The organism is Dorea amylophila (genome assembly GCF_025567265.1).
In the GTDB taxonomy this organism is placed as follows: domain Bacteria; phylum Bacillota; class Clostridia; order Lachnospirales; family Lachnospiraceae; genus Dorea_A; species Dorea_A amylophila.
Genome location: NZ_JAOQJW010000021.1, coordinates 1 through 17369 on the forward strand (window position 1 = coordinate 1; position 17369 = coordinate 17369).

Sequence of the window (17369 nt, forward strand, 5' to 3'; positions counted from 1 at the left end):
TGGTTCTATCTTACTCTTTCTGAACATGAAAATACCCCCATATAGGACTTTTATATTTCATTGTCCTATATGAGGGTAGCATATCAGAATACACAGGGAGCCTTTTGCATATTTTTATTTTTTTGTGCTATCAGCATCGATGACAGACTGAATCTGTTTCATCAGAGTATCATAATTGTCTTGATTATCAATCCCGCCGAGCATCGGATCACCTACAATATTACCATTTCTATCGACCAGTATTGTTGTAGGAAATGCCATGATATCGGATGCGTATTTCCCTGCATCTGAAGAAGAGTCAATGGAAAGATTGCGATATTTAGCACCCTGGCTCTTGAGAAGAGTCTTTGCTTCTTTTATGGCAGTTTTATTTCCATCGAAGGTTTCTGTATTGATGCCTACGACTTCACCGCCCATTGATTTGATTGCATCGTTTAATTCGTTAAGTTTAGATAACTCGGCAACACAAGGCTTGCATCCGGTGAACCAGAAATTGATGACAGTTACTGCATTTTTGGAAAACAGGCTTTCATCAACAGAATTCCCATCATAATCCTGACCAGAAAAATTCTTGAAAGGAGATGCGTCGTTGGAACTGTTTTTCTGATTGGTGTTATCAGATCCTGTATTTTTCTTTTCAATCTCAGCGATCTGTTCCTCGATTTTTCGGATAGTTTCAATATCAGCGGTAAGTGTTTTCAGCTCGTCATCTGTAAAAGAGTCTTTGTTTGATTCAACAGTGTCAGCCAGATAATCCGCATAGTTTCCATTTTGATCTGCAGCACTTTTGCTCATCATGCCAAATGCTTTGTTCCATACATCTTCGTGATCTGCGAAGATCTGATTCTCCTGCTGATATAAATTGTCTAGTTTAGAGTTGGAATCGTCCGTAGATACGGAACTGGATTCAGTTTTTGTATCCTGCGATTTTTCTGTGCTTGCAGCTTCTTTTCCGCTACATGCTGTAAATAATAATGCTATGCAAAGTGTTAAAATAGAGAGAAATGTTCTTTTTGTTTTCATAAATAATTGCTCCTTAAAATAATAGTAATAAAATTAATAGTTACCGGTTGGTTATGGTTGATTGCTGCTGTTCTTTTTGGGGGCATGTTTTTCCCAGAAACTGATATTGGATCGCATCTTTTGGACAAGCCTTGATGCAAGCCCCGCATCGTATACATTCTGGATGATTTGGAGTCTTGCACACATCAATATCCATTTTACATGCCTTTGAACATTGATTGCATCCGACACATTTGCTGCCTTCAACCTTAATATTGAGAAAGCTGATCTTATTAAATAATGAATAGATCGCTCCAAGAGGACAGATCCATTTACAGAAGGGTCTGTAAAACAAAATACTCAACACAACAACTGTAATCAAAATAAGGCATTTAAAAGAAAAAAGTGTTCCAAGTGCAGACCTTATAGCGGTATTTCCAAGTGACAATGGTATGGCTCCTTCCAAAACACCTTGTGGGCAAATGTATTTACAGAAGAACGGATCCCCCATTCCTACAGAGTTCGTTACAAACATTGGCAGAAGGATAACGAAAACAATGAGGATCATATATTTTAGGTATCTTAGCGGCTTCAGCCGGGCTGTGGAAAATTTTTTTCCGGGGATTTTATGAAGTAAATCCTGAAACCAGCCAAACGGACATAAAAAACCACAGATAAATCTTCCGAGTGTCATACCGAGTAGAATGAAAAACCCGGTTATGTAATATGAAAATTTAAATCGGGAGGATCCGATAACCGCCTGAAAAGCTCCAATGGGGCAGGCGCCTGTTGCAGCAGGACAGGAATAGCAGTTTAATCCTGGCACACATACTGTTTTAATCTTGCCCTGATATATTTTGCCTTTAAGTAAATTGGGAATATGGATATTGGTAAGTAATGTGGCAATTGCCTGTATCCATCCCCGTATTCTGGCAACTTTTTTTGATAGTAATTTCGTTTTTTTATCCAATTCCAACACACTCCAGACATAATTTTATTGCTTTGCCAAAGACGGCAGCAGCTTCACCTCGGATCACACCATAGCCAATCATGGCTGTACCTGTGATGAATATTACAAATTGAAATATTTTTTTGCACTTCAAGATTTTGTTACTCCTTTCGTTGGTTGTATTTGTTGACCAGCTGACTTCGGTATTATACAATAGTTAGTGTGAAATTTTCGTTAAGAAGCGGGTGGAATGATTTTGAGATTATTAATAGTTGAAGATGAAAAACAAATATGTGATGCGGTTGCGAAAAGTCTGTATGATGCCGGGTACGAGGTGGATACCTGTTATGATGGGGAAGAGGCATTGGAATACATCCTGACAGAAAATTATGATTTGATTGTTCTGGATCTGAATCTGCCCGGCATGGATGGGATGGAAATCCTAAAAGAACTCAGGCAGAGCAATGAGGAGACAAAGGTTCTTATATTATCGGCAAGAGGGCAGATTGCAGATAAAGTCGAAGGGTTGGATGCTGGTGCGAATGATTATATGGAAAAGCCGTTTCATCTACAGGAACTTGAGGCTCGTATCAGAAGTCTGACAAGAAGGAAATTTGTACAAAAGGATGTATGTCTGGAAAGCGGCGATATCATGTTCGACACGATAAAACGTGAGGCATATGCAAAGAAAACAAAGATTTCCCTGACAAGAAAAGAAAAAGGAATTTTGGAATATTTGCTTCTTAACCTGGGAAGACCGGTAAGTCAGGAGGAATTGATGGAGCATGTCTGGGATGCATCTGTGGATAGCTTCAGTGGAGCCATCCGGGTGCATATGTCTTCGCTAAGGAGAAAGCTTAAGGCAGTGCTTGGATATGATGCAATTATGAATAAGGTGGGAGAAGGATATAAAATACGAGAGGAGTCTGATTGATGAAAAAAATGTCACTGCAGTGGAGACTTACTTGTATAACTACATTGTGTATTGCGATTATATGTGGGTGCCTGACAATGTTTGTCTATAAAAATGGTGTGTATTATATGGATTCCCTGCAAAAGGCTGTTGACGCTCAGGGAGATGACAGCGGAGGTGGTTCGGAAGAAATATACATCAGCATACCAGAGGATAAGTGGGATGAGTTCTCAAATGATTTTTCTGTTCAAGTGTACAATAATAAAGAAGACTACAAAAGAAACAGTCTGATAGTTTCGGCTTTATTGGCTCTCCTTGGTGGAGTGGCCGCATATTTTATAAGTGGACATGCGCTTAAACCAATTCGTGAGTTTTCTGATAAAATTGAAGAAGTACAGGCTCAAAACCTGGCAGATTCAGGAATAGAAGAATGTAAGATTAAAGAACTGAATCAGCTTAGTGTTTCGTATAACAAGATGCTTGAACGCCTCTCGGATGCATTTGAGATACAGAGACAATTTACTGCGAGTGCAGCACATGAGCTTCGAACTCCATTATCGTTAATGCAGGTACAGCTTGACTTGTATCATTCCACTCAGCATCCGGGCAGTGATGCAGACACCGTACAGATGATAAAGATGTTGACGGAACAAAATGACAGGCTTGGCAAGATGGTAAAAACACTTCTTGACATGAGTGAGCTTCAGACTGTAGGACGGGATGAAAAAATTATCCTTAATGATCTCGTTGACGAGGTATTGGAAGATTTGGAACCTCTTGCACAGGAAAAGAATATAAAACTTATTGGAAAATATAAGAATATAACGATGATTGGAAGTGATATCCTTATTTATAGGCTGGTATACAATCTTGTTGAGAATGCTATAAAATACAATCATTCAGATGGACAGGTTACAGTAAATGCATACAAAAACCAAAAACATATTTACCTGTCAGTAGAGGATACCGGAAGCGGAATTCCGAAAGAACTCAGGGAACGTGTATTTGAACCATTCTTTCGCGTGGATAAATCCAGAAGCCGAGAGCTTGGTGGTGTAGGACTTGGACTTGCTCTGGTTCATGAGATCGTGAGAGTACACGATGGCAGTATCAGCATTAAGTCAAACCCTGCAGGTGGAACAATCTTTGAGGTGATTTTTGACCAGAAATCAAAGGAATAGTTATTCAAAAAAAGAACAAAAAAAGATGCTTGTAAATAGGATTGACTCCTAACTGATTACCATATATTATTATATATTGGTAAACATTACTGAACGTTGATAAACGTTAGTCAGCATTTAGTGTTTTACAGGTTTTGTAGTAATTTACGATTTTGATCCCAAAATGCAACGAAAAACAGTAAAAAAACAGGCAGAAAAAAAGCCCAAAAAAAAGAAAATAATTAAAGATTTACGAAAAAAACAATAAGAAAATTATTGTGCAACATGTACAAAAATACAAGGAGATTTAATGAGAAAGCTTGCGTTAAATGATGAAATATTACTAAAAATAGAGAAACCGGCACGTTATATCGGGAATGAAGTGAACTCGGTCATGAAAGACCCTGAAAAGGTGTCTATTAGATTTGCCATGTGCTTCCCGGATGTCTACGAAATAGGAATGTCGCATCTGGGAATACAGATCCTTTATGACATGTTCAACCGCCGGGATGATGTGTGGTGTGAACGTGTCTATTCGCCGTGGACCGATCTGGATCAGATTATGAGAGAACAGAAGATTCCGTTGTTCGCACTGGAGTCGCAGGATCCGATTAAGGATTTCGATTTTCTTGGAATCACGATCCAGTATGAGATGTGTTACACCAACATTTTACAGGTGTTGGACTTAAGTGGGATTCCGATGCAGGCAGCAGACCGAACCTGGGATGATCCAATTGTGATCGGTGGGGGACCTTGTACGTATAATCCGGAACCGCTGGCGGAGTTCTTTGACCTTTTTTACATGGGGGAAGGTGAGACAGTCTATGATGAACTGCTAAATGTCTACAAAGAGAACAAGAAACGTGGCGGGACGAGAAAAGAATTTCTGGAGATGGCAGCAGAAATCGAAGGAATCTATGTGCCTGCGTTCTATGATGTGACATATAAGGAAGACGGAACGATCGAGAGTTTCCGTCCGAACAATCCACATGCAAAAGAAAAGATCAAAAAGCAGGTGGTTATGGACATGACCAGTGCAACGTATCCGGAGAAACCGGTCGTACCGTTTATCAAGGCAACACAGGATAGAGTTGTTCTTGAGATTCAGAGAGGCTGTATCCGCGGATGCCGTTTCTGCCAGGCCGGAATGTTATACCGTCCGACACGTGAAAAGGATGTAGAAGTCTTAAAAGATTATGCATATAAGATGTTAAAGAGTACCGGACACGAGGAGATTTCCCTCAGTTCATTAAGCTCCAGTGATTACAGCCATTTAAGAGAACTGGTAACTTTCCTGATCGATGAGTTCAAATCACAGGGAATCAATATCAGTCTTCCGTCCCTCCGTATAGATGCATTTTCACTGGATGTGATGGGACAGGTACAGGATATCCGAAAGAGCAGCCTGACATTTGCACCGGAAGCCGGATCGCAGAGAATGCGTAATGTGATCAACAAAGGCCTTACGGTAGAGGACATCATTGGGGGAGCCGGACAGGCGTTTGACGGTGGCTGGAATAAGGTAAAACTTTACTTTATGCTGGGACTTCCGACTGAAACCGAAGAGGACATGCGGGCAATCCCGGAACTTGCAGATCAGATCGCCAGACGTTACTATGAGATCCCGAAAGAGCAGCGGAATGGAAAATGTCAGATTACAACGAGTACATCATTCTTCATTCCAAAGCCGTTCACACCATTCCAGTGGGCAAGAATGTATACGAATGAAGAATACATTTCCAGAGCAGCGATCGTAAAGCATGCATTTAATGAACAGCTTAACCGAAAGAGCCTGAAGTATCACTGGCACGATGCGGAAGTTACTGTTCTGGAAGGTGTATTTGCAAGAGGTGATAGAAAAACTTCTGAAGTCATCAAAGAAGCTTACCGTCTAGGATGTCTGTATGACTCCTGGAGCGATCAGTTTGATAATGACAAATGGATGCAGGCATTTGAAAATACGGGCATTGATATCGCATTCTATAATCTCAGGGAAAGGCCTTTAGATGAGGTGTTCCCATGGGATTTCATCGATATCGGCGTAACAAAAGAATTCCTGAAACAAGAGTGGAATCATGCAATGAATGCAGAAGTAACACCGAACTGCCGTATGAAATGTTCCGGCTGCGGTGTCGCAAAATGGAAAGGAGGTGTCTGTATTGAAAGTAAGAATTAAATTCCGCAAATATGGAGTCATGCGTTTCATCGGACACCTGGATGTGATGCGTTATTTCCAGAAGGCGATCCGCAGGGCAGAGATTCCGATTGCATTTACAACTGGATACAGCCCGCATATGATCATGTCATTCGCACAGCCGCTCGGAGTCGGTGTGACAAGTGACGGGGAATATTTTGATATCGAGATCACGAAACCGATTTCTTCCGAAAACGCGGTTGCGCAGTTGAATGCAGTGATGGTGGAAGGAATAGAAGTCATAAGCTTCCGTGAGATTTCATCGGATAAGAAAGCCAGTGGTATGACGATCGTTGCTGCCGCAGATTATAAAGTAACATTTCCTGAGACGTTCAGGCATGCAGAAGAGATCCGCGTGCTCCCGGAAAGCTGGAAAGGAAAGGTGGAGTCATTCATGGCGCAGCCGGAGATCGTGGTGTTGAAAAAGACCAAGCGAAGTGAAAAAGAAGTTGATATCAAACCGATGATCTACAAGATGGCTGCACTGGACGATGGCATCTATCTGTATCTTGCAACCGGAAGTGAGCAGAATCTGAAGCCGGATCTGGTGGCAGAAGCGTTCTTGAAATTTGCAGGAGAAGATCCGGAAGAAACACCGGTGCATATTCATAGAATTGATGTGTATGCAAAGAATCCGGACGCAGAAGAAGGAAAGACAGAGTTCATTTCTCTGGATGGACTTGGGAAAGATATTTTATAAAGATATAACGGACTTCCATCAATCTGACAGGAGTGATTAAACATGAGTAAAAAGGAAGTAAAGACAAATGCCATGCGTATGCTGGACCGCGTAAAAGTTTCATATAGTTATGAAGAATATGAATGCGATGATTTTACAGACGGTATCCAGACCGCAGACAAACTTGGATATGACCACAAGCTGGTCTATAAGACGCTGGTAACAACAGGAAAAACAGGGAACCATTATGTATTCGTGATTCCGATCGAAGCCGAGATTGATTTTAAGAAAGCGGCAAAAGTTGTTGGTGAGAAATCACTGGAGATGCTGCATTTAAAGGATCTGACGAAAGTGACCGGATATGTCCGCGGGGGCTGCACGGCGATCGGCATGAAGAAGCAGTTCCCTACCGTGATTCAGGAAGATGCAAAGGAACTGGAATATATGCATGTCAGCGGCGGGAAACTTGGAATGCAGATTCGGCTTGCACCACAGGATCTTCAGAAGGTTGCAAAAGCAGAATTTGCAAATGTGATCCGCCCATAACCGCATGCAGTGATGCTGTGGGGAGAATCAGAGAGTACCTGAAAAGCATGTATATTTATGCAGTAGTTCTAAAAATCAATCGTTATTCCCGCACATATTAACACATTATTGCATTGAAGTGCGCGCAAAAATGATGTAAGATAAATACAGTTACGTTTTTATAGCGAAAGAATATGAATGCATTTCAGAAAATACTTGGTTGGAGGAATACGAAAAGTGAAAAAAGTTGTAAAATTTGGTGGTAGTTCGCTTGCAAGTGCCGAGCAGTTTAAAAAAGTAGGTAACATTATCAGAAAAGAGGAATCCAGAAGATATGTCATTCCGTCTGCACCTGGTAAACGTACGCCGGATGATACAAAAGTAACGGATATGTTATACAGTTGTTATGGACAGGCAATCCTTGGGGAAGATGCGGAAAAAGACTTTGAAGAGCAGTTAGAAGCAATCAAAGAGAGATATAACAGCATTATCAGCGGATTGGATCTGGAACTGAGTCTGGATGAGGAATTTAAGACAATCCGTACAAACTTCAGCAAGAAAATCGGAAGAGATTATGCGGCTTCCCGTGGAGAATATCTGAATGGTATCATTATGGCGGCATATCTTGGATATGAATTTATCGATGCTGCAGAAGTGATCGTATTTGATGAGAATGGTAATTTTGACGGAGATAAGACGCATGAGATCCTGTCTGCAAGACTGGAGAATACGGAACGTGCAGTCATTCCGGGATTCTACGGGGCAAAACCTGACGGAAGTATCCAGACATTTTCCCGTGGCGGATCTGATATTACAGGATCGATCGTTGCAAAGGCTGTGCATGCAGACATGTATGAGAACTGGACCGATGTATCTGGTTTCCTGATTGCTGATCCTAGAATCATCAAGAATCCAAAGCCGATCGATGTGATCACATACAGAGAACTGCGCGAGTTGTCTTATATGGGAGCAACCGTACTTCATGAGGATGCGATCTTCCCTGTACGTAAAGAGGGAATACCAATCAATATCCGTAATACAAATGCACCAGAAGATAAGGGAACGCTGATCGTAGAAGACACATGCAGAAAACCTCGTTTTACGATCACAGGTATTGCCGGTAAGAAGGATTTCGCTTCTATCACAATCGAAAAAGCAATGATGAACTCAGAAGTCGGATTCTGCCGCAAGGTATTAGAAGTTTTTGAAAATAATCATATTTCTATTGAACACATGCCGTCAGGAATCGATACTATGACGATCTTCGTTCACAGAGATGAATTTGAAGAAAAAGAACAGGATGTCATTGCGGGAATCCACAGAGCCGTAGAGCCTGACTTTCTGGAACTGGAGTCAGATCTGGCACTGATCGCTGTTGTTGGAAGAGGTATGCGTGCGACCAGGGGAACTTCCGGACGTATATTTGCAGCACTCGCACATGCAAATGTCAATGTCAAGATGATCGATCAGGGTTCCAGTGAGCTGAATATCATCATTGGTGTCAGAAGTCATGATTTTGATGCTGCTATCAATGCGGTTTATGATATTTTTGTAAATACAATAGTTTAATAAATTGGGGAGGCTTTCATTAGCTATGAATATTATGTTTTTTCTGAAGCCGAAAAGTGATCTTGCTTACATTTATGATTATCACACTTTGCGACAGGCTTTGGAGATTATGGAATATCACAAGTATTCCTGTGTACCGATATTAAATAAAGAGGGGAAATATGTCGGTTCTATCACAGAGGGAGATCTTTTATGGTCACTGAAGGAGCTGGATTTATTTAATATTAAAGAGGCAGAATCAATCAGTATCATGAAGATTAAAAGACGTGTGGATTATCAGTGCGTGACAGCAGAATCGAATATGGAAGATCTGATCGGACGCGCAATGGAACAGAATTTTGTTCCAGTGATCGATGATCAGGGACATTTCATCGGAATTATCACCAGAAGAGATATTATAGGTTACTGTTATGACAGATTAAAAGAATGTGGAGAGTAAAATGATCATTGATTTTCATACGCACATATTTCCAGATAAGATAGCCGGGCGGACGCTCGACTATCTTTCTGACATTTTTGGAGCAAGTCCGTTTGCAGACGGAACACATACCGGACTTTGTGATTCTATGAAGAAAGCGGGAGTTGATGTTTCTGTTTCACTTCCGGCGGTGACGAAAGTATCGCAGGTAGAATCTATTAACCGTTTTGCGTCTGCTTTTACAGAAGGGGCAGTTATTTCATTCGGGGGAATCCATCCGGAATGTGAAAATTATAAAGAAATATTAAAAGAGATCAAAAATCTGGGATTGAAGGGAATCAAACTTCATCCGGATTATCAGGATATGTATTTTGATGATATCCGCTATGAACATATTGTCGATACAGCATCGGAACTTGGACTTATCACGGTAGTCCATGCCGGAGCGGATCCGAAATGTCCAAAAGATGTACATTGTACGCCAAAGATGGCAAGAAAGCTTCTGGATGATGTAAAGCCGGAAAAACTGGTACTTGCCCATATGGGTGGAAACGAAATGTGGGATGAGGTGGAAAAATATCTGGTGGGGCAGAATGTATATTTTGATACGGGTGTCATTCTGGATAGAATGCCGGAGAAACAGTTCTTGCGGATGGTACATATGCATGGCGCAGACAGGATCCTGTTCGGAACGGATTCTCCATGGGCCGATCAGAAGAAATTTGTGACATTATTCGATCAGATGCCGTTGACAGAGGAAGAGAAGATGGCAGTCTTTTCAGGAAATGCAAAAAAACTGCTTGGAATATAAAAGATAAAAAATATTTCTGATAATGCTTGCATTTTCGGAAAACATATGCTATTATCTTCTAGTATGCCGCACAGTGAGGTTGAAGTTCTGCCGGAATCATCAGTCAGACACCGTAACTGGCGAGTAATGATAATAGGAGGTGCCATATGTACGCAATTATAGCAACAGGTGGTAAACAGTACAAAGTAGCCGAAGGCGATATCATTAAAGTAGAGAAACTTGGTGTAGAGGCTGGAGAGACTTTTACATTTGACCAGGTTCTTGCAGTAAGTGACAACGGATTAAAAGTTGGTAATCCGACAGTTGCAGGTGCAACAGTTGAAGCTTCTGTAGTTGAAAACGGTAAAGCTAGAAAAGTTATCGTTTACAAGTACAAGAGAAAATCTGGATACCACAAGAAAAACGGTCACAGACAGCAGTATACTGCAGTTAAGATTGAAAAAATCAACGCTTAATATTGGAGAGCATCCATGATTCATGTAACGATCTTTCAGAACAAGTATAAAGAGTGTGTAGGTTTTCAGACGGAAGGACATGCCGAATATGCAAATCCGGGACAGGATATTGTATGTGCCGCTGCTTCTATTCTGGTAATCAACACAATAAATGCAATTGAAGAATTTACGGAAGATGACGCAAGTCTGATTTCGGAAGATGAGACGGGAATGATTTCTTATCATCTGAATCATCCTTCAAAAGATGCAAGGCTTTTGCTGAATGCAATGATTCTTGGCCTGGAACAGATGGTAGATGATGACAACTATGCAGAATATATTGATTTAACATTCGAGGAGGTGTAACAACCATGATGAAATTAAACCTTCAGTTTTTCGCTCATAAAAAAGGTGTAGGTTCTACAAAGAACGGTAGAGATTCTGAGTCTAAAAGACTTGGTGCTAAAAGAGCTGACGGACAGTTTGTAAAAGCTGGTAACATTCTTTACAGACAGCGCGGAACAAAGATTCACCCGGGAATCAATGTAGGACGCGGCGGTGACGATACATTATTCGCACTCGTTGATGGCGTTGTAAGATTTGAAAGAAAAGGAAAAGATAAGAAACAGGTTTCTATCTATCCAGTAGCTTAATTATGAGTTGAAAAAGTGCGTTGCAATGATTAACTTCTTTCGGTTATGATGCAGCGCGCTTTTTTTGACTTCCGTTTATTTATTATAGATGAAAGGAATACAGTATGTTTGCAGACAGAGCAAGGATATTTATTAGAGCAGGAAAAGGCGGAGACGGTCATGTGAGTTTCCGGCGCGAGAAGTATGTAGCGAATGGAGGTCCGGATGGCGGTGACGGCGGATGTGGCGGTGACGTTATATTTGAAGTCGACGAAGGACTGAATACGCTTCAGGACTACAGGCACAAGAGAAAATTTACAGCAAGAGACGGTGAACAGGGCGGTAAGCGCAGATGCCATGGTGCGGACGGTGAAGATATTGTCCTGAAAGTTCCGGAGGGAACGGTTATTAAAGAATCAGAATCCGGTAAAGTCATCGCAGATATGTCCGGAGACAACCGCAGACAGATCATCTTAAAAGGTGGCAAAGGTGGTCTTGGAAACCAGCATTTTGCAACTGCAACCATGCAGGTTCCAAAGTATGCACAGCCGGGACAGCCTGCAAAAGAATTGTATGTTGATCTGGAATTAAAAGTGATCGCTGATGTAGGGCTTGTGGGATTTCCGAATGTCGGAAAGTCTACGTTCTTATCACGCGTAACTAACGCACAGCCGAAGATTGCCAATTATCATTTTACAACACTGAATCCAAGTCTTGGTGTTGTAGATCTTCCGGATGCGAATGGATTTGTAATCGCAGATATTCCAGGACTGATCGAAGGAGCATCAGAGGGTGTCGGACTTGGACATCAGTTCCTGCGTCATATCGAACGCACCAAACTGATGATCCATGTAGTAGATGCGGCTGGAACAGAAGGACGGGATCCGGTAGATGATATCTATAAGATCAACAACGAATTAAAGGCATATAATGCTGACATTGCGAACCGTCCACAGGTGATCGCAGCGAATAAGATTGATGCGATCTTTACAGAGGATGATCCGGTACAGCGTCTGAAAGACGAATTCGAACCACAGGGAGTAAAGGTATTTCCGATTTCCGGAGTAACCGGACAGGGAATTAAGGAATTACTTTATTATGTATCGAACGAATTACAGCATCTGGATCAGGAGACAATTGTATTTGAACAGGAATATTTCCCTGAGGAAGAGATTCCTATGAACGATCTTCCGTATACAGTCGAAAAAGAAGACGATATGTACGTGGTAGAAGGGCCGAAGATCGAAAAGATGCTGGGATATACAAATCTGGATTCCGAGAGAGGATTTGCATTTTTCCAGAAATTCCTCAAGGATTCAGGAATTCTGGAGCAGCTTGAAGAAGCTGGTATCCAGGAGGGAGATACAGTACGAATGTATGGCCTGCAGTTTGACTATTACAAATAATAGTTCAGATGCGGTCCGTTGATGGTATAAAGAGGAGATTAAAGATGACAACAAAACAGAGAGCTTATTTAAAAGGTCTTGCTATGAATTTAGATCCAATCTTCCAGATTGGAAAGAACAGCATGACACCGGAAGTTACCAAAGCTATCCAGGAGGCACTGGACGCAAGAGAACTGATCAAAGTCAGTGTACTTAAGAACTGCGCAGATGATCCGCGTGCACTTGCAGAAGTGATCGCAGAACGTACACATTCACAGGTCGTACAGGTAATCGGTAAGAAGATCGTATTATATAAAGAAGGCAAAGACAAACACAAGAAGATAGAGCTGCCAAAATAATACAGGTAGGAGATTCAAATGAAGATAGGGATTATGGGAGGAACCTTTGATCCGGTCCATAACGGGCATCTGATGCTGGGACATGCTGCATATGAAGCATTTTCCCTGGATCAGATCTGGTTTATGCCGAACGGGAACCCTCCGCATAAAAAGAGCGAGACAATAAAATCCACTGCAGAAGACCGGATGAAGATGACCAGTCTTGCGATTGCACCGTTTCCAGAGTTTGTTCTGCAGCCATACGAGGCATTGAGAGCGGAAGTATCCTGTTCTTACCAGACGATGGAACATTTTAGCAAAATATATCCGGACGATGAATTCTATTTTATCATTGGTGCGGACTCTCTTATGGCAATCGAGACGTGGGTACATCCGGAACGAATCTTTCCGACATGCACAATTCTTGCTACCTATCGTAATGAGGTGAAGACAAAAGAGGAGATGAACAGACAGATACAATATTTGTCTGAAAAATATCATGCAAAGATACGTCTGCTGGAGACGCCTCTTATGCCTGTCTCATCTCATGAACTGCGTGCCAGTCTTCAGTCCGGGGATTCCGTCTCGGAATATATGCCGGCTGCTGTATGCAGTTATATAAAGCAGCATCATTTATATCGATAGTATCAGAGAAAAAACAAAAGAAGGAATACGGTAATGGATGAAAGAATCATAAAAATACAGCATGTGCTAAAGAAAGAACTGGACGATAACCGCTACCAGCATACTCTGGGTGTGATGTATACGGCCGCTTCGATGGCTATGCGTTATGATGTGGACGTGCTGAAAGCCCTGTATGCCGGTTTGCTGCATGACTGCGCAAAATGTATCCCGAATGATAAGAAACTGCATCTGTGCGGGAAATACGGCTTTACAGTATCAGACATAGAAAGAGAGAACCCAAGTCTGCTGCATGCAAAACTGGGTGCCTGTCTGGCTCATGAAAAATATGGTGTGACAGATAAAGAGATTATTCATGCGATTGAAAGCCATACAACAGGGTGTCCGGCTATGACGATGCTGGAAAAAATCATATACATTGCGGATTATATCGAGCCGGGCAGAAGAGAACTGCCGAATATGGCGGACGTAAGACGGCTTGCTTTTCAGAATATTGATGAATGTCTGTACCGGATTTTAAAAGATTCACTGGTATACCTGAACAGCAGGAAGATTGCGGTGGATCCTATGACACAAAAAACGTATGATTATTATAAAAAAGAAATGGGAAAGGAGGATTAAGTATGGATCAGGCAAAGGAAATGGCAAAAATCGCATTTGAAGCGTTAGAAGATAAAAAGGGTGAAAATGTATGTGCGATTGATATTTCATCGGTATCTGTTCTTGCAGATTATTTTGTAATTGCAAATGGTAACAGTGACAGTCAGGTACGTGCACTTGTTGAGAATGTAGAAGAAAAGATGCATAAAGCAGGATATGCTGCAAAAGAGACAGAAGGACACAGAAGCGGAGCGTGGGTGTTGATCGACTTCGGTGATGTGATCGTACACATTTTTGACAGAGAAAACCGTCAGTTCTATAATCTGGAGCGTATCTGGAATGATGGAAAGAGAATTGATGATGTAAATGAATTATAAAGTATCATAAAATAAAAGTTTGTTAGTATTTAGTATGTAGAATGAACTTTTGTTAAAGACCCCAGGCAAATATATCATGTAAAACAGAAATCCGTTTTTTGATATATTGCCTGGGGTTTTTTTCTGAAAAATATCGTTTAGAAGAAACGGAAAACTCCGATCACTTTTCCCATAATCTGAAGATCACGGACGATAATTGGTTCCAACGCATCATTTTCCGGTTGTAAACGGAAGATACCTTCTTCTTTGTAAAATCTTTTGACAGTGGCACTGTCTTCAAGCAATGCGACTACAATATCTCCGTTATCGGCAACAGCAGACTGTTCGACCAGTACAAAATCTCCATCAAGAATACCAGCATTGATCATACTTTCGCCATGTACTTTGAGCATAAAAGTCTGTTTGTTAGGCATATATTCCATCGGGATAGGGAAGTAGTTCTCTATGTTCTGTTCTGCGAGAAGTGGTTCTCCTGCAGCAACATGTCCGATGACAGGCACATTTACCATTTCGCGGCGGTTAAAATTAAAAGAGTCATCCAGGATCTCAATCGCACGTGGTTTGGTTGGATCCCTTCTGATATATCCATTCTTCTCAAGAGTTTCCAGATGAGAGTGAACAGAAGAAGTAGATTTCAGATGAACTGCTTCACAGATATCTCTGACTGATGGCGGGAAGCCACGCTCCAGTATCTGGGATTTGATATATTCTAATATTTCTTCCTGCTTTGCAGTTATTTTCCCCTGCGCCATATTATGTCCTCCTTAAGATGGATTGTAAATTCGTTAATTATTATATATTTAATGATAACACAGGATATCGGAAAACGCAAACAGATGTTTAGAAAATATGTTCGAAATATATGGCGGAATCTATTGACAAACATTTGTTCGACTTGTATAATAGATGACGTAGAGAACAAATGTTCGCACAAAACTGTTTTGAAGAATAGATGGAGGGGTACGAGATGGATACAAAGAGAATCTATAGAGAAAGCAGAGGAAGTAATTATACCGGTTACAACAGGGCAAGCAGCCGAAGAAAAAGAAGTGTACATGTAAAGAAGCTATTTGTTGGTATTTTTTCTTTGTTTATGATTCTTGGACTCAGTGCATTTTATGGGAGCGGTCTTGTGAGTGCACACGATAACGTCAAGGATGATCCGGTAAGATGCAAGTACTATAAAAGTATTCAGATTCATTCAGGAGATACTCTTTGGAATATTGCAGAGGAATATATAACTGAAGATTATGAATCTTTCAATGCTTATATTACAGAAGTAAAAAAGATCAATAAGCTTTCATCCGATCAGATTCAGGACAGTCAGTATCTGACCGTTCCATATTACGATTACAGATGATTTTTTAAATCATTCTTTAAAACAGAATCATTCCGATATATATGCTGAAAGGCTTATATATATTATACTCACCCACGGCAATGAATGAAAAATAGTAGTTCATTGCCATTTTGTTATTGGTACATATCTATACGACAAATACCGATTTTTCCAAAAGATATAGACGGAAATAACGAATTCTGCTATAATTATATTGTTTTATGAGGAATTTTTATTATTTTATTGATACTTTTATTCCATCATTTCTATTCAGGAGGTTTTCTATTACATGATTGATTCATCTACCAACCTAACAAACACGGCATCAAACAAACCGCATAATTATCATGAACAGAGTCAGATTAATCAGACGTTACGCCTTCGTGAAGTCTTAAAGACTTTGCCGCCTTTTGCGAAGGACTATTTCCGTGCTATGGAACCAAAATCATCTGCACGTACCCGCATTAACTACGCTTACGATATCCGTGTGTTTTTCCATTTCCTTATGGAAAATAATCCTGTGTATAAGAATTATACGATGGACCGTTTTATGCCCCGGGATCTGGAGAACCTTGAACCTGTAGATATTGAGGAATATCTGGAATACCTGAAAGTATATAAACGCGATGAGGACGGTGAATTGATCACCAATGGGGAAAAAGGGCTGGCACGTAAAATGTCTGCTCTTAGAAGTTTTTACGGATATTATTTCAAACATCAGATCATACAGAAGAATCCGACACTTCTGGTAGATATGCCAAAACTACATGATAAAGCAATTATACGTCTAGATACCGATGAAGTTGCTTTGTTGTTGGATTTTGTGGAATCTGCAGGCGATCACCTGACCGGACAGGCACTGAATTACTATAAGAAAACGCGGGACCGTGATATTGCTATTCTTACGCTGTTATTAGGAACCGGTATCCGTGTGTCCGAATGTGTCGGACTGGATCTCAAGGATGTAGATTTTAAGAACAATGGAATTACGGTTACCAGAAAAGGTGGCAATCAGATGGTTGTGTATTTTGGCGATGAAGTTGCCGGAGCACTTGAAAATTATATAACGGGTGACCGCGAGGCAGCTACTCCCCTCTCCGGCCATGAACAGGCATTGTTCTTATCGACACAGAGAAAGCGTATGGGTGTCCAGGCAGTTGAAAATATGGTGAAAAAGTATGCCAGACAGGTAACGCCGAATAAGAAGATCACACCGCACAAACTTCGCAGTACCTATGGCACATCATTATATAAAGAGACCGGTGATATTTATCTTGTGGCGGATGTTCTGGGACATAAAGATGTAAATACGACGAAAAAGCACTATGCCGCAATAGATGACAACCGCCGCCGTAAAGCAGCTTCAGCAGTTAAATTGCGGGAATTGTAAGATATACAGAAT

General features: G+C 41.0%; 22 protein-coding genes. 18 read left to right on the forward strand and 4 right to left on the reverse strand.

The genetic code is table 11. The features are described 5' to 3' along the window. Positions 1–114: 114 nt before the first annotated feature. Genes OCV72_RS12745 through OCV72_RS16820 form a run of 3 tightly spaced genes read right to left on the reverse strand, consistent with a single transcriptional unit; the run spans position 115 to position 2108 of the window. Entirely contained in the window at positions 115–1023 is a 909-nt protein-coding gene (locus tag OCV72_RS12745) for a TlpA disulfide reductase family protein (protein ID WP_055284216.1), read from the reverse strand. Between the two features lie 40 nt (positions 1024–1063). Beyond that, the gene (locus tag OCV72_RS12750; protein WP_055284217.1) at positions 1064–1972 is read right to left on the reverse strand and encodes a 4Fe-4S binding protein; all 909 of its coding nucleotides are present in this window, start codon (positions 1970–1972) and stop codon (positions 1064–1066) included. Next, positions 1965–2108 carry a CD1871A family CXXC motif-containing protein gene (locus OCV72_RS16820; RefSeq protein ID WP_044919706.1) on the reverse strand — a complete coding sequence of 48 codons (144 nt, stop codon included), beginning with the start codon at positions 2106–2108 and terminating at the stop codon, positions 1965–1967. Before OCV72_RS16820 ends, OCV72_RS12750 begins: the two co-directional genes overlap by 8 nt. A gap of 93 nt (positions 2109–2201) precedes the next feature. Between OCV72_RS16820 and OCV72_RS12760 the strand changes: the two genes are divergently transcribed. From OCV72_RS12760 to rsfS, 16 genes are all read left to right on the forward strand, one after another. Further along, positions 2202–2885, forward strand: coding sequence for a response regulator transcription factor (locus OCV72_RS12760; protein ID WP_055284218.1), 684 nt, complete (start codon positions 2202–2204; stop codon positions 2883–2885). Then, positions 2885–4045 (forward strand): HAMP domain-containing sensor histidine kinase, encoded by a 1161-nt coding sequence (locus OCV72_RS12765; protein ID WP_055181802.1) that lies wholly within the window; start codon positions 2885–2887, stop codon positions 4043–4045. The genes OCV72_RS12760 and OCV72_RS12765 overlap by 1 nt, the downstream gene beginning before the upstream one ends. A gap of 289 nt (positions 4046–4334) precedes the next feature. Further along, positions 4335–6200, forward strand: a complete 1866-nt coding sequence (locus OCV72_RS12770) for a TIGR03960 family B12-binding radical SAM protein (protein WP_055284219.1) — start codon at positions 4335–4337, stop codon at positions 6198–6200. Positions 6201–6219: 19 nt separating this feature from the next. Continuing rightward, the gene (locus OCV72_RS12775; protein ID WP_055284271.1) at positions 6220–6918 is read left to right on the forward strand and encodes a TIGR03936 family radical SAM-associated protein; all 699 of its coding nucleotides are present in this window, start codon (positions 6220–6222) and stop codon (positions 6916–6918) included. 42 nt (positions 6919–6960) lie between these two features. Next, positions 6961–7443: a Cys-tRNA(Pro) deacylase gene (ybaK, locus tag OCV72_RS12780; RefSeq protein WP_055284220.1), complete on the forward strand. Its 483-nt coding sequence runs from the start codon at positions 6961–6963 to the stop codon at positions 7441–7443. Between the two features lie 216 nt (positions 7444–7659). After that, complete coding sequence (locus OCV72_RS12785) at positions 7660–8991, forward strand: aspartate kinase (RefSeq protein ID WP_055284221.1); 1332 nt, start codon at positions 7660–7662, stop codon at positions 8989–8991. A gap of 25 nt (positions 8992–9016) precedes the next feature. Continuing rightward, the gene (locus OCV72_RS12790; RefSeq protein WP_055284222.1) at positions 9017–9430 is read left to right on the forward strand and encodes a CBS domain-containing protein; all 414 of its coding nucleotides are present in this window, start codon (positions 9017–9019) and stop codon (positions 9428–9430) included. 1 nt (position 9431) lies between these two features. Continuing rightward, on the forward strand, positions 9432–10220 hold the full coding sequence (locus OCV72_RS12795; RefSeq protein ID WP_055284223.1) for an amidohydrolase family protein: 789 nt from the start codon (positions 9432–9434) through the stop codon (positions 10218–10220). 146 nt (positions 10221–10366) lie between these two features. Beyond that, the gene (rplU, locus tag OCV72_RS12800) at positions 10367–10675 is read left to right on the forward strand and encodes a 50S ribosomal protein L21 (RefSeq protein WP_028085911.1); all 309 of its coding nucleotides are present in this window, start codon (positions 10367–10369) and stop codon (positions 10673–10675) included. 15 nt (positions 10676–10690) lie between these two features. Continuing rightward, complete coding sequence (locus OCV72_RS12805; RefSeq protein ID WP_028085912.1) at positions 10691–11020, forward strand: ribosomal-processing cysteine protease Prp; 330 nt, start codon at positions 10691–10693, stop codon at positions 11018–11020. A gap of 5 nt (positions 11021–11025) precedes the next feature. Further along, the gene (gene rpmA / locus OCV72_RS12810; protein WP_006426549.1) at positions 11026–11307 is read left to right on the forward strand and encodes a 50S ribosomal protein L27; all 282 of its coding nucleotides are present in this window, start codon (positions 11026–11028) and stop codon (positions 11305–11307) included. Positions 11308–11411: 104 nt separating this feature from the next. Then, complete coding sequence (gene obgE, locus OCV72_RS12815; protein WP_055284224.1) at positions 11412–12692, forward strand: GTPase ObgE; 1281 nt, start codon at positions 11412–11414, stop codon at positions 12690–12692. 44 nt (positions 12693–12736) lie between these two features. Beyond that, positions 12737–13030: a ribosome assembly RNA-binding protein YhbY gene (gene yhbY / locus OCV72_RS12820; RefSeq protein WP_028085914.1), complete on the forward strand. Its 294-nt coding sequence runs from the start codon at positions 12737–12739 to the stop codon at positions 13028–13030. Positions 13031–13048: 18 nt separating this feature from the next. Further along, positions 13049–13654: a nicotinate-nucleotide adenylyltransferase gene (gene nadD, locus OCV72_RS12825; protein ID WP_055284225.1), complete on the forward strand. Its 606-nt coding sequence runs from the start codon at positions 13049–13051 to the stop codon at positions 13652–13654. 33 nt (positions 13655–13687) lie between these two features. Further along, a complete protein-coding gene (gene yqeK, locus OCV72_RS12830) occupies positions 13688–14272 on the forward strand; it encodes a bis(5'-nucleosyl)-tetraphosphatase (symmetrical) YqeK (RefSeq protein ID WP_028085916.1) in 585 nt (194 codons plus the stop codon). Positions 14273–14274: 2 nt separating this feature from the next. Further along, entirely contained in the window at positions 14275–14628 is a 354-nt protein-coding gene (gene rsfS, locus OCV72_RS12835) for a ribosome silencing factor (protein WP_028085917.1), read from the forward strand. A gap of 137 nt (positions 14629–14765) precedes the next feature. Here rsfS and lexA read toward each other — a convergent pair whose 3' ends face one another. Beyond that, positions 14766–15380: a transcriptional repressor LexA gene (lexA, locus tag OCV72_RS12840; protein ID WP_055284226.1), complete on the reverse strand. Its 615-nt coding sequence runs from the start codon at positions 15378–15380 to the stop codon at positions 14766–14768. Positions 15381–15595: 215 nt separating this feature from the next. Here lexA and OCV72_RS12845 point away from each other — a divergent pair, with 215 nt between their 5' ends. Together OCV72_RS12845 and OCV72_RS12850 are read left to right on the forward strand one after the other, a co-directional pair. Continuing rightward, positions 15596–15988, forward strand: coding sequence for a LysM peptidoglycan-binding domain-containing protein (locus OCV72_RS12845; protein ID WP_117597469.1), 393 nt, complete (start codon positions 15596–15598; stop codon positions 15986–15988). Positions 15989–16256: 268 nt separating this feature from the next. Then, positions 16257–17357: a tyrosine-type recombinase/integrase gene (locus OCV72_RS12850; RefSeq protein ID WP_055284227.1), complete on the forward strand. Its 1101-nt coding sequence runs from the start codon at positions 16257–16259 to the stop codon at positions 17355–17357. Positions 17358–17369: the final 12 nt, after the last annotated feature.